The organism is Microbacterium sp. FG3, from assembly GCF_057809335.1.
This window is the reverse complement of record NZ_JBMDJT010000055.1, coordinates 1-12,387: the sequence shown is the minus strand read 5'-3', so window position 1 is coordinate 12,387 and position 12,387 is coordinate 1. Positions and strand designations below refer to the sequence as shown.

At 66.9% G+C, this 12,387-nt stretch carries 12 protein-coding genes and 2 pseudogenes; 11 read left to right on the top strand and 3 right to left on the bottom strand.

The window, feature by feature from the left end:
• Positions 1 to 41: 41 nt before the first annotated feature.
• From ACODR5_RS13095 to ACODR5_RS13085, 3 genes are read left to right on the top strand one after another with little or no spacing between them, the layout of a single operon-like run.
• Positions 42 to 1,703 carry a hypothetical protein gene (locus ACODR5_RS13095; protein WP_488983881.1) on the top strand — a complete coding sequence of 554 codons (1,662 nt, stop codon included), beginning with the start codon at positions 42 to 44 and terminating at the stop codon, positions 1,701 to 1,703.
• Entirely contained in the window at positions 1,700 to 1,909 is a 210-nt protein-coding gene (locus ACODR5_RS13090; protein ID WP_133177970.1) for a hypothetical protein, read from the top strand. Before ACODR5_RS13095 ends, ACODR5_RS13090 begins: the two co-directional genes overlap by 4 nt.
• A 21-nt stretch (positions 1,910 to 1,930) precedes the next feature.
• Positions 1,931 to 2,338, top strand: a complete 408-nt coding sequence (locus tag ACODR5_RS13085) for a hypothetical protein (protein ID WP_043341843.1) — start codon at positions 1,931 to 1,933, stop codon at positions 2,336 to 2,338.
• Here ACODR5_RS13085 and ACODR5_RS13080 read toward each other — a convergent pair.
• Both ACODR5_RS13080 and ACODR5_RS13075 read right to left on the bottom strand, forming a co-directional pair.
• A complete protein-coding gene (locus ACODR5_RS13080; protein WP_488983880.1) occupies positions 2,335 to 3,255 on the bottom strand; it encodes a metallophosphoesterase in 921 nt (306 codons plus the stop codon). The genes ACODR5_RS13085 and ACODR5_RS13080 overlap by 4 nt on opposite strands.
• Positions 3,149 to 3,769: pseudogene (locus ACODR5_RS13075) on the bottom strand (integrase core domain-containing protein); the annotation flags it as partial. The gene ACODR5_RS13080 and the pseudogene ACODR5_RS13075, both read right to left, overlap by 107 nt.
• A gap of 23 nt (positions 3,770 to 3,792) precedes the next feature.
• On the opposite strand from ACODR5_RS13075, the gene ACODR5_RS13070 reads away from it, so the two are divergent.
• From ACODR5_RS13070 to trxA, 4 genes are all read left to right on the top strand, one after another.
• Complete coding sequence (locus tag ACODR5_RS13070) at positions 3,793 to 4,794, top strand: DUF6049 family protein (protein ID WP_231880375.1); 1,002 nt, start codon at positions 3,793 to 3,795, stop codon at positions 4,792 to 4,794.
• Positions 4,794 to 6,413: a murein biosynthesis integral membrane protein MurJ gene (gene murJ, locus ACODR5_RS13065; protein WP_061018791.1), complete on the top strand. Its 1,620-nt coding sequence runs from the start codon at positions 4,794 to 4,796 to the stop codon at positions 6,411 to 6,413. The genes ACODR5_RS13070 and murJ overlap by 1 nt, the downstream gene beginning before the upstream one ends.
• A gap of 85 nt (positions 6,414 to 6,498) precedes the next feature.
• Positions 6,499 to 7,479, top strand: a complete 981-nt coding sequence (gene trxB, locus ACODR5_RS13060; protein WP_061018795.1) for a thioredoxin-disulfide reductase — start codon at positions 6,499 to 6,501, stop codon at positions 7,477 to 7,479.
• Positions 7,480 to 7,553: 74 nt separating this feature from the next.
• The gene (gene trxA, locus ACODR5_RS13055; RefSeq protein ID WP_061018793.1) at positions 7,554 to 7,877 is read left to right on the top strand and encodes a thioredoxin; all 324 of its coding nucleotides are present in this window, start codon (positions 7,554 to 7,556) and stop codon (positions 7,875 to 7,877) included.
• 177 nt (positions 7,878 to 8,054) lie between these two features.
• On the opposite strand, the gene ACODR5_RS13050 is transcribed toward trxA, so the two are convergent.
• Complete coding sequence (locus ACODR5_RS13050) at positions 8,055 to 8,516, bottom strand: hypothetical protein (RefSeq protein ID WP_005054965.1); 462 nt, start codon at positions 8,514 to 8,516, stop codon at positions 8,055 to 8,057.
• 517 nt (positions 8,517 to 9,033) lie between these two features.
• Between ACODR5_RS13050 and ACODR5_RS13045 the strand changes: the two are divergent.
• The 4 genes and pseudogenes from ACODR5_RS13045 to ACODR5_RS13030 all read left to right on the top strand — a co-directional run.
• A pseudogene (locus ACODR5_RS13045) lies at positions 9,034 to 9,183 on the top strand (translation initiation factor IF-2 N-terminal domain-containing protein); the annotation flags it as partial.
• 135 nt (positions 9,184 to 9,318) lie between these two features.
• On the top strand, positions 9,319 to 10,845 hold the full coding sequence (locus ACODR5_RS13040) for an AAA family ATPase (protein ID WP_005054967.1): 1,527 nt from the start codon (positions 9,319 to 9,321) through the stop codon (positions 10,843 to 10,845).
• The gene (locus ACODR5_RS13035) at positions 10,842 to 11,828 is read left to right on the top strand and encodes a hypothetical protein (RefSeq protein WP_488983879.1); all 987 of its coding nucleotides are present in this window, start codon (positions 10,842 to 10,844) and stop codon (positions 11,826 to 11,828) included. The genes ACODR5_RS13040 and ACODR5_RS13035 overlap by 4 nt, the downstream gene beginning before the upstream one ends.
• Positions 11,829 to 12,176: 348 nt before the next feature.
• The coding region (locus tag ACODR5_RS13030) for a helix-turn-helix domain-containing protein (RefSeq protein WP_488983878.1) at positions 12,177 to 12,387 on the top strand (211 nt) is incomplete at its 3' end.

Sequence of the window (12,387 nt, the reverse complement as noted above, 5' to 3'; positions counted from 1 at the left end):
CAACCGCGGCCTGAAATCCACAAAGAGATCGTCTACGAAGCTTGACACAGCCCAACCGGTGTCGCGCGGACCTCACCGAGGACCGGACCCGCACGCCGGTGCCGCAGGCGGTGCTGGATGCGCAACGGGCGATGATGCGCATCGTCTCCACCGGTCAGGCGCAGTTCGGGATCTATGCTGATGCACCGCAGCCGGCCGTGCCTGTGTTGGAAGACATTCGGCTACTGTCCCGCACCGCGCGGGACGCAATCGTCGGCGGTCACAGCATCGACGCGAGCCCGCTGGGCCGGGAGCTCATTGGGCTGTTCGAGATGAGCGAGGACTGGACGAGGGCGATCCGGGCGCGACCAGACTCTGCCGTCGGGGCCGCTGTCGGCACCACCCTCGGTCACCGCGCACTGACCAATCCGGCCGCGATCATCTCCCTGCTGCAGGGGCGGCTGGCGCACAGCACGTCGTACACCGCGCACACACCACAACTACAGACCCTGATCGCGGCCGCGCTGGGTCGCCGCCGCCGCCCCACCGTGTTTCTGCAGTCCGCACCGCCGTCGGGCGTCAGCCCGGAAGAGCGAGCACGGAAAGTGCCGGCACAGTTGTGGGGGGACTGGATCGCCCAGTACGCCCCACTGCGGGTCGACAACGAGATCGCCGCGTCCGCGCTGGCAGCAGCGGTCGTGTTTACCGGCACGAGGCTCACACACTCCGCCGCGCTCGCGCTGCTCGATCCGCACGCACCGTCACGGCAGGTGACGCACGTGATGCGTGAGCTGGGCCGCAGCACTCACCACGTGACGACCCTGCACGCGGTCCTCCGCCTGGCAGCTCTATTGGACACGCAAGACGTGCCCATCGACTACGCCCGCCGCCGCCACCTCGACTACACCGATCTCCTGCCCGAATCACAGTGGGGGCAGCTCTGCCGGGACGCGGGCGTGTCCCCAGGGAGCGGACGACGCTGGGAGTTGGCGCGCGCAGCCCTGTACCAAGAACTCTCCGGGAACCCGCTGCGTGCGATGCCTACGGCGTGGCACACGACCAGGGCGAGCCCGCCCGCCGTAGCCCGCTTCGTAGAGGAGCTCCCGCCGGCGGTGCGGGCGGCGCTCGATCAGATCGCCGCAGAGTTCCTCGTCGCCAACGGCATTCAGGAGCCCGTCACCTGGACACCCGAACCCACCCCTCAGCTCCCGGAAGTCGGACCCCAGATCGCGCCGTCGTGGCCGCCCATCCGGCCGGCACGAGCGACAGCGACAGAAGCCATGCCACCAGACCGGCTGACGCAGGTGTACGCGGCGGGAGCTTCCACCTACACGATCGCCGCAGACACGAGGGTGTCTCGGCAGACAGTGGGTCGCATTCTCGCCGACGCGGGCACCCGGACTCGAAGGGGACGACCCCGCACCTTCGACCTCGACCCCCGTTGGCTCCGCGATCACTATGAAACGAAGCACTGGACCATCGCACAGATCGCGCAGCTCGCCGGCTGTAGCGAGATGACCATCAACCGGCATTTGCATAGCGCCGGCATCCCGGTCCGCCCACGCGGGGCGCGCATCAACGGGTCTACCTCGGACGCAGGCAGGCAACGATCTGACCCGCCCGCCCCGCGGGGCCCATCACAGGCTCACGGACTCCGTCGCAGCACTCCCGTCGAGCCATCGACGAATACTCGAATTCCAGACACGCGAAGGACGTCGGCATGACGCAGAAGAAACGAACTTCCAGTCGGCTGCGGCACGACGCGCGGGAACGCGTGAAGGTGACAGGAGAGAAGTACACCACGGCGCTGAAGGCAGTCATGGATGCGGGTTCATCCAGCAGCCGAGCTGGAGGACGAGATCAGGGCGAGGAGCCTGCGGGTCCCGCCGACACGCAACGCGCACCCGACGACACCCGTGACCGGAGCTGAGTCCGGGGTGGGATCTCTGCGATGACGGTCGAGGGCAAGGAATGCGTGGTGTCGGCCGACTCAGGCCGGGAGGACAAGCCGTGGTCGGCACCTCACCTCGCGCCGCTGTTCATTGAACTCACCGCTGACGAGACGGCGCCGGTGTGGGCGCGTCGCGCTGTGACATTCCTCCATCGCTACGCCCGCGAACACGGCCAATCCCCGACCTTCCGGGAAGTATTCCCGGAGCTCGCGTCGCACGATCTCAGCGCCGCGGAGCATCAGGCTGCCTGGACGTCGTCGTCGCCGCGGTACCTGACGATGGTGCACTGGCAGCGTTGTGGATGGATCCGCTTCCGACGAGAACCGCGGACCCTCCGATCCGGCCCCGCGGCAGGCGAACTGTTCATACCGTCGCCCGCGCCGAAAGCGCGTCCGAGGCAGTCCTAAGCCTTGGCGGTGTTCCCGGGGGAGTCGGGGTGGGAAGAGTAGAGCGCGCCGAGGAGTTCCTCCAGCGCGACGCGCAGTTCGTTGTAGCCCATCGTGTAGAACATCGCGTCGGAGTTCGAGGTTTCGGTGGCGTCGAGGTTGGCGAGGAGTTGACGGGCTTCACGGACCGCCACATCGAGCCACGGCTCGACATCCGGTAGGCCCCGGACCCACTCGTCGATGACGGTGAACGGGATGGGCGCGTATGCGTGGGCGTCGACGCCGACGTGGAACTGGTGCCCATTCGGGCCGTGGTCGCGTGCGTGCGTGTGACCGTGCAACAGCGGGATCCCATCGTCCCAGCGGGGCCGGTGCGACGTGTGTCGGTCCGACTCCTGCGAGTCGCCCTTGTACGGGTAGTGGGATGCGAGGATCCGGTAGCCGTGCCGGGTGCCTTCGATGACCTCCGGCAGAATCGTCCACCCGGCCGCCTCGTAGAGCGGCGCGAACCGTTCGATCGCCTTCCTGGACTGTGTCGCTGGTGAGACCCGGTCATGGTTCCCGGGGACGAGGTACCGGTGACCGTTCAGCTGCGCGGTGAGGGTGATCGATTCCTCGATCGGCCCGAGCGCGACATCCCCGAGATGTAGCACCACATCTGTCGGGGCGACCGTCTCGTTCCAGCGGCGGATGAGCTCGGTGTTCATCTCGTTGACGGTGGTGAATGGACGGTCCGCGAGTTCGCTGATCCGGGCGTGGCTGAAGTGGGTGTCCGCGGTGACGTAGTCGACTCGGTCGAAGTCGAACCACGGATACTCTGGGCCGCCCCCTTCATTCGGTCCGGTCGCTGTGCGAGTCGTCGGTTTCCAGTTGATGGGTGCATTGCCGAGCGTAGTCGACCGGTGCGAGGTATCCGAGCGATGAGTGCCGGCGGTCATGGTTGTACTCGGTCTTCCAGTCGCCGATCACGACCTGGGCGTGCAGCAGCGAGTAGAAGCTGTTGATGTTCAGGCACTCGTCGCGGAGCCTGCTGTTGAACGACTCGACGTACCCGTTGTGCCAGGGCGAGCCGGGCGGAATGTAGGACAGGCCGGTGCGGGTGCCGGCCCAGTCGGCCATCGCGTCGCTGATGAACTCCGGGCCGTTGTCTGATCTGAGCACCGCGGGCGCGCCGCGGACGGCGACGAGGTCCTCGAGGTGGGCAGTGAGTCGGTCCGCGGTGATCGACCGCTCGACAAGCCCTCCGATGCACTCACGGGTGTGTTCGTCGACGATGGAGCAGATCTTGATCGGGCGGCCCTGCTCGTCGGCATCGAACTGGAAGTCCACCGCCCACACGAGATTCGGTGCGACCGCTGCCGGGGCGTCGACGGTCGAGGATCCGACGCGTTTGCGCCGCCGCCGCTGGGGGACACGGAGGCCTTCCTCGCGCCAGAGCCGCTGCCGGCGCCGAGACCGTCGCCGCCCTGGGCGCCGTGACGGGCGGCGATGACGCGCCCGTCACGCTCCTGCCGAGCTCGGTGGTGCGATCGGATGCCGGGGCGCACGCGGTCTCGGCCGACACGGACCTGCTCGTCTACGACGCCGGCCTCTCGCGCCTGCTCGAGGACGCCTCCGCGACCGATGCCGACACCGCCCGCGGAGCGCTCCTGGCGGAGTTCACGGCGCGGGCGGCCGTAGGCGACCTCGCCGACCCCCTGCTCGTCACGGTCGACCGCGCGAACGGTCGGTCCCAGGCTGCCCTGCGCGGCGCGATCGACGCGGCGACCGGGCTCCCCGGCTGGACGGCGACCGATCTCGACGGCCTCCTCGCGGCTCCCGCCACTGCGGTCGACGTCGACTCCGTCCCCGCCGACCAGGACCGCGTCGCGGTGATCGACGGGTTCCGCGCCGCGCAGGGCGGTCTGCAGCGCATCTCGGGTGTGCTCGGCGACCCGACGCTGCTCACCTCGTCGGAGCGGGCGACCGAGCTGCAGCTGCTCGGAAACGCGTGGCTCGACGACCGCGAGGGATGGGATGCCGCGATCCAGGCGCAGCGCGAGCGCATCGCCACCTGGACCGACGGCGTCGCCCTCGTCCTCGGCGGCCCCATCACCCTCGCCGGGACCTCCGCGCCCCTCGTCTTCACCGTCCGCAACGACCTGCCGTGGCCGGCCCGTGTCGACCTGCTCGCCTCGCCCGGTGACGCGCGTCTGGTGATCGAGTCGACGACCGAGGTCGAGATCGGCGCCCAGCAGACCAGCCGCGTCGCGATCCCCGTCTCCGCCCTCGTGGGCAGCGGCGAATCCTCCGTCGACCTGCAGCTGCGCACCCCGTCCGGCGTCGATATCGGGCGGAGCGAGACCGTCGAGGTGTCGGTGCGCGCCGAATGGGAGTCGGTGGCCCTCGTCATCCTCACCGTCCTCGTGTCCGCCCTCCTCGTCCTCGGCGTCATCCGGACGGTCCGACGGCGCAAGCGGATGCCGGTGGCCCCCTGATGGCCGGCCTCGGACGCGCGAGCGCCACCGTCGCCGCCGGCACTATGGCGTCCCGCATCACGGGACTCATCCGCAACATCGTGCTCACGGTCGCCGTCGGCACCGTCGGCGCGAAGGCTGCGGACTCGTTCGCGATCGCGAACCAGTTGCCGAACTCGGTGTTCGCGCTCATCTCCTCGGGGCTCCTCGCCGGGGTGATCGTCCCGCAGATCGTCAAGGCCGTGAAGACGCACGACGACCGCGGCAGCGCCTTCGTGTCGAAACTGCTGACCCTGGGCGTCCTCGCCCTGCTGGTCGTCACGATCGTCGCCGTCGTGGCGGCGCCCGTGCTCGTGGAGATCTACGCGGGGAGGTTCACCGACCCGGCGGCGAAGACGCTCACCCTCGCCCTCGCCTACTGGTGTCTGCCGCAGCTGCTCTTCTACGGGCTGTACGCGCTCGTGGGCGAGATCCTCAACGCGAACCGCATCTTCGGGCCGTTCGCCTGGTCGCCGATCGTGAACAACCTGATCTCGATCGCGGGCTTCGGCGTCTTCATCGTGCTGTTCGGCACCTACGAGTCGGCCTCGGGCTGGACGGCGGGCATGATCGCGCTGATGGGCGGCACCGCGACCCTCGGGATCGTCGTGCAGGCCGGCATCCTGTTCCTGTTCTGGCGGCGAGCGGGATTGCACGTGCGGCCCGACTTCGGCTGGCGGGGCATCGGCCTCCGCCAGATCGGCCGCCTCGCCGGCTGGACGTTCCTCATGGTCGTCGTCGGGCAGATCGCCGGCGCCTTCCAGATCAACATCGTGGGTGCCGCCTCGGGTCCCGCGGCGGCCGGGGCGACGCTGCAGAACGCGTGGCTCCTGTTCATGCTCCCGTTCTCCGTCATCGTCCTCTCCCTCGGGACCCCGTATTACACGAAGCTCAGCGAGCACGTCGCGGAGGGACGGACGGATGCGGTCACCGCCGACCTGTCCTCGCTCACCCGGACCGTCGGCATCTTCATGGTCGGCATCCTCGCCGCGATGGCCGTGGCCTCCGTGCCGCTGGCGCGCCTGTTCACGACAACGCCGGACAACGCCGTCGCCTTCGCCTGGGTCCTAGGCGCGTACCTGCTCGCGCTCCTGCCGCTGTCGTTCCAGTTCGGCATCCAGCGCACCTTCTACGCCCTCAAGGACACCCGCACTCCCTTCGTGTACACGCTCGTGCAGGCGGCGCTCGTCATCGCGACGGCTCTGGCCGCGTCGGCGCTCGTCCACGCCGGCATCCTGCCCCTGACCTGGCTCGCCTTCGCGATCGCCCTCGGACAGTCCGTGGCGAACATCCTGCAGTTCGCACTCGCGATCACCCTCCTGCGGCGGAAGATCGGTCCGCTCGGTCTCGGTGCGGCGTTCCGCGGAGTCCTGCGCTTCCTGCTCGCGGCCGTCCCTGCAGCGGCCGCGGGGTGGGCCGTCTTCCTCCTTCTCGGCGGGGTCGAGGGGTGGGCCGTCTCCGAGCGTCTCCCCGGACTCCTCGGCGCCGCGCTCATCGGCGGTGTGACACTGCTGGTCTACGGCGGCATCCTGGCCCTGTTTCGCACCCCCGAGTTGGGCGTGGCGTTCCGTGCCGTCCGCCGCTTCCTGCCGGGCCGGTGAGCCCCCGGTCCGTGGAATGCCACGCGGCTACCATGGGTTGAACTGTCCGGGCGCGAACATCGCCCAGACGAAGAGAGGAATCATCGTGCGCAAGGTCATCATCATCGGCTCGGGTCCGGCGGGCTACACCGCGGCGATCTACGCGGCGCGCGCGAACCTGTCGCCCCTCGTCGTCGCCAGCTCGGTCGAGGCCGGCGGAGAGCTGATGAACACGACCGAGGTCGAGAACTTCCCCGGGTTCCCCGAGGGCATCATGGGCCCCGACCTCATGACCAAGATGCAGGAGCAGGCCGAGAAGTTCGGCGCCGAGGTCGTGTACGACGACGTCGTGTCGCTCGACGTCTCGGGCGACATCAAGACCGTCACGCTCGGCCGCGGCGAGACGCACGAGGCCGAGGCGATCGTGTTCGCCACCGGTTCCGCGCCCCGCAAGATCGGCATCGAGGGCGAGACCCGCCTGTCGGGCCGTGGCGTCTCGTACTGCGCCACGTGCGACGGCTTCTTCTTCCGCGAGAAGGTCATCGCCGTCGTCGGCGGCGGCGACTCCGCGATGGAAGAGGCGACGTTCCTCACGAAGTTCGCCTCGAAGGTCTACGTGATCCACCGTCGCGACGAGCTGCGTGCCTCGAAGATCATGCAGGACCGCGCCAAGGCCAACGAGAAGATCGAGTTCGTCTGGAACGCCGAGGTCATCGACGTCCTGGGTGAGGATGCCGTGACCGGCGTGCGTCTGCGCGACACCGTCGACGGGTCCGAGCGCGACCTCGCCCTCGACGGCGTGTTCGTCGCGATCGGCTACGACCCCCGCACGCACCTCGTGCACAACGTCCTCGACATCACCGAGCACGGCACCGTGTGGGTCGACGGCCGCACCTCGAAGACCTCCGTCCCCGGTGTCTTCGCCGCGGGCGACGTCATCGACCCGACCTACCGCCAGGCCGTCACCGCGGCCGGCAGCGGCACGGTCGCCGCCCTCGACCTCGAGCACTACCTCGCCGCGCGCGGCGACGCGGGTGCCCCCGCGCAGGACGCCGCACTGATCGACGGGCTGCCGACCCCCGCCTGAGCGCGGAACAATTGCGGCATCCGCTGCGTTTTCCCCTCTGACACCCACGTGTCGATTCCTAAGGAGACAGACATATGACCGCCAAGGCCACGAGTGAGAGCACCTGGCAGCAGGACGTCATCGACGCCGAAGGCCCCGTCCTGGTGGACTTCTGGGCGGCGTGGTGCGGACCCTGTCGCATGGTCGGCCCCATCCTCGACGAGATCCAGACCGAGAACCCCGAGAAGATCACGGTTCTGAAGCTCAACGTCGACGAGAACCCGCAGCTCGCCATGGAGTACCAGATCACGTCGATCCCGGCAATGAAGGTCTTCAACAAGGGCCAGGTCGAGAAGACGATCATCGGCGCCAAGCCGAAGTTCGCCCTCGAGCAGGACCTCGCCGACTACATCGGCTGAGCACCCCACGTCACGAAGGACCCGCGCGACCCCGGTCGCCGGGTCCTTCGTCGTTTCCGCGCCGCCGGAACATCCGCGCCCACCACGACTCACTCACGGCTAACGCTCCTCGCATGTGACGGATGTCTAGCAGAATCTAGCGGTGTCTAGCGTTTCGGTAGACACCGCTAGATGTTCCTAGAGTTCGTCGAGATCGATCCCGAATTTCCGGGCGAGATCGGAGCGCGCCACCTCCGCACTGTCGGCGGGACGCTCCCGGGCGATACGGGCGATTTCCTCGTCTTCCGCCGCATCCTCCGTGGCGGCGACCGCTGCCAGCTCATCGATCAGGACAAGAACGGGTGTGCCGTCGGCGGTCGCGCGGCGGCGGATCTCGGCGGCGGCATGGCCGAGGGTGTACATCCGCTCCCACGGGTGCTCGCCGTGGCGAGCGATGGCCACGGTGTCGCGGGTGTAGCTGCGCTCATCGCCTGGGACGAGCCACCGTTCGGTGCCGTCCGAGGCGAGGAAGAAGTCGACGTAGCAGTTCCCACACGGCATCCGGTAGACCCCGGGCTCGGTGGGGGCAGAGTCGGTGCTACGCGCGATCATGTCGCGGATGATCCGCCCCCAGTCCGTGTTGCCGTCAGAGTGTGACATCGGCCAGACCCTTCGTTTGGCGAACGGAGTAGTCTCTCACACCGGTGAATTTGTGTCCACTGATTGGGTCAGAGCCTGTTCGAGTCGAGTGGTTGCTCTCGCTCAGGAAGTCTCGCCCGTCGTGAGATGCTCGCCTCATGGCATCGCACACTTCAAGCGGCTGAAAGCGGCCCCAGAAGACCTCATCGACATCCAGCGCTGCGTGACGTTCGTCGCGGGCATGGGCCTGGACCCCGTTTGGCCCGAGGCCCAGCAAGGCCTAGCAGCCGGTGGAAGGCCATTTCACTCGACGCGCTGGACCGATCACAACTCAATGGGTAGCCCACCCGAGGCACATGAACGTGCTGCTCAAGGCGCGCCGCCTCGGTGGGACGGCGGACGGCGACTGATATATCGAGCCGTGTCATCGCAGCCGGTGTCTGCAGCATGCAACAGACTGATCTGGCAACCCGGCTTCGCCGGTAATGCACAGCCCCTGGCAGACACAGCGGGCCAAGTGACCACGAGCGGAGAACAGATGGCGAAGATGCGAGTGCACGAGCTCGCCGCCGAACTGGGAGTCGACGCAAAGGCCGTCTTGGTCCGTCTGCGAGAACTTGGTGAGTTCGTCAAGAGCCCGTCTTCATCGATAGAAGCTCCAGTTGCTCGCAAGGTGAGGGCGTCGTTCGGTGCCCGACCCCCTCGACCCGGTTCGCCTCGGCCATCGCCGATGCGACGTGAGCACGTAGACCCGCATGTCGATCGGCCGGGATTCGATCCGACCGCACCATCCACTCGACAGTTCGGCTGGCGATCGGGCGCTGTGGCGGCGCCCCAGCACCCAGACCTGCTGGCAAACGTCGAGCGCGTTCGATACAAGTACCCGGTCCTGCGTGACCACATCGACGCTCTGCGAAGTCTTGGCTCCCAGGTGGTCTACGCGGGGTTCTGCCGTCAGGATGGCTTCAGGGACTGCGCGATCGTCCATGTGCGATTCAGTGGAGCGATCGAGGCCGGGTTTGGGTTTACCCGCGAGGTGATGATCTTCTACAGTCCGCATGAGGATCTCCAGGGCCGGACCTTCCAGGCTGCGGCCCGCGAGCTCGGTGGCGCCGATCGTTCCATCACTCCGGACATCTTCTTCATGTGGTCGCCCGATCGGCGTCTACAGATCAAACTGAACGACTGGTCGCGCCCCGCGAAACTAGCGATCCCGCTCTTGATTGACGACGAAGACGAACTCTCGCTAATTACCCTTCTTCGCGACTACATCTATGCCCGAGACCTCTTCTACATGACGACTCCCGTGTATGGCGCGAGCTTCTTCGGCCGCAGGACACTGCTGCAGTCGATGCGTGACGACGTGTTCAACCAGCGAGTCACAGGCGTCTTCGGACTGCGGAAGTCGGGCAAGACGAGCATCCTCATGCAGCTTAAGGAGGAGTTGCAAGAGGACAAAGTGGTGACCGTCCTCATGGACCTGGAGGCCTTCCCCTCTCCGCCGGAAGACCCCACCGACGACATCGTCAGCGATCTGCGTCGACGACTGATTGCTGAACTCAAAGCTCACAAGCTGCGCACCCAAGAGCTTTCGCAGCTGCAGGAACGCCCGAGCATCCTCGACCTGAAGAACGCTCTCCAGGCGATACTCAAGCATCTCCACAAAGACGGGCATAGGATCCTGCTCCTCCTGGACGAGATCGAGTACTTGACCCCAGCGGATCGCATCGATATCGCTGAAGGCGACATGCCACGCATTGCGCAGCTGCTATCGGCCCTCAGGAGCATCGTGCAGGAGTCTGAGAACTTCACCTTCGTGCTGTCCGGCCTTACAAGCGCCATCGTTGAAGGTGGACGACTGTATGGTCGACCGAATCCCCTCTTCTCTTGGGCGAAGGCCGTGTACGTGAAGCCGCTGGAGCGAGAAGAGGCGGACGATCTCGCGAGCACCGTCGGCGGCAAGATGGGCATCCAGATCGAACCTGGTGCGCTCGAGGCACTCCACGAGGCGTCCGGTGGTCACGCCTATCTGTATCGAAATCTGAGCTCAGCCGTCGTGCAGCACCTTCCGACCGACGTCTTCCAACGTACGATGACTCGCGCTTCCGTGCTCACAGAACTTGATGATTGGAAGAGTCGCGTCCAAGGCAACATTGAGGAGATGGTCCAACACGTCAAGCGCTACTACGCGAACGAGGCCGTCATGCTGGACGTGCTGATGGACAGTGCAGCCGACTTCAAGGAACTCGCATCCAGCGAGCACGTCGCAGTTCGTCGACTGAAGGACCTGGGTCTGATTCACGAACAGGACGGCGAGTTCGAAGTCAGCGTGATCCTGGAGCTCGTATGAGCGCGACCGACTACTCCGACTGGATACTGGGCGTTCACCGAAAAGCGGAGCAACTCCGCGTCGTGTTCCTGCAGCTGGGCTCGAGCAACGAGCCAGCCCGCCGCGCTCTGGGGGCTTCGCAGGTGAACGTGACGCGCGTCCGGGACTACTTGCAGCCAGATGGCCCACTTACCACCGGAACAGTCGTGATCGACGGGATGGAGTCGCTCACGATGCAGAGTGAGGCCACTCAGATGGGTGCGCTACGCGAGCGCGTCTTCAGCGACGTCGAGGCCGGCGGCAGGGTCATCCTCCTCTCCCGGGCGCCTCGGATTGCTTTCCCTCCAGTGGTCGGGAGTTCGCTCCTTGACGACGCCAGCCTGGCGCATGCTCCGGTCGTCAAGAGCACAGGCGCTCACGAGTGGCCAACGTGCGTTGAAGACGGCGCCTCCCCGGCCGACGTACTGTGCCGGGCGCTGACAGAACTCGGTATGGACCTGGCTGCGTCTCTCGATCGTGTCGTGTACGAGAGCCTGCTGATTGGCCAGAGCGCGCTGGGCCTGCTCAACGCGAGGGAGCTTGAGGCGCTGGATGGTTCCAGCCTTACAGCGCCCGACGGTGCGACTCGGACATGGAATTTTCCGAAGCATCTCGGACCGCTCAAGAAGGCGCTCGACGAGGTTCTCGCGGATGCCCTCGATCCTCAGCAGCAGCTTGCCGAGGTGAGTTCGGGACTCTGGAAGATCGAGCGGATCATCCGACGCGAAGTGCGTCGGCGCGCAATCGCCGCATGGGCGGAGAACTGGCGCACGCAGTGCCTGAACGGCGACCTTCCGGAAAAAGTGCTCGAGCGAGCGAGCGAATCGGCATACATGGGCGCCACGTCGGTCAAGCAATTGCGCGACCCTCTCGAATGGCTCTCACTCGGGGAGTTGCTCCAACTAAAGGGGCTCTTCGGACATTCGGTGGGGGGTGAGGCTCGCCGGGTGAGTTCGGGCGGGTAGGGGTCGAGGTCCCCGAGGATCAGTAGCGCCAACTGCTGCTCCAACCGAGGACCTCGACGTGTCTCACCATAGTTCGGGGTGCGCTGATGCGCGCTCTGCCGCTTGCCCGTGTTCCCGCTGCGATCTGCTGCTCGGTCTCGACGGCGTCCATGTCGAGGCGGTCGAGCGTCTGGACGGGCTGCTGGTGGTGACGGTCTCGAGCCCGCGGCGCCGGCCGGTTGCCCGTCGTGCGGGGTGCTCGCTGTCGGTCGGGGTCGCCGCCGCCGCGTTCTTCACGACGTGCCCGGCGCGACGCGGGTGCGACTGATCTGGCGGCAGCGGGTGTGGCGTTGTGATGATCCCGACTGCATGAGGAGGACGTTCGTGGAGCAGGTCCCGACCCTGGTCGCCGCGCGCGGGTCGATCACCATGCGCGCGGTGACGTGGGCGATCGGGCAGCTGCGCCGCGAGCACGCCACGATCGCGGGCCTGGCCCGACAGCTGGGCACGTCGTGGAAGACGGTGTGGCGGGCCGTTGAGCCCGAACTCGTCAAGCTGGCTGCCGACGAGTCCCGGTTCG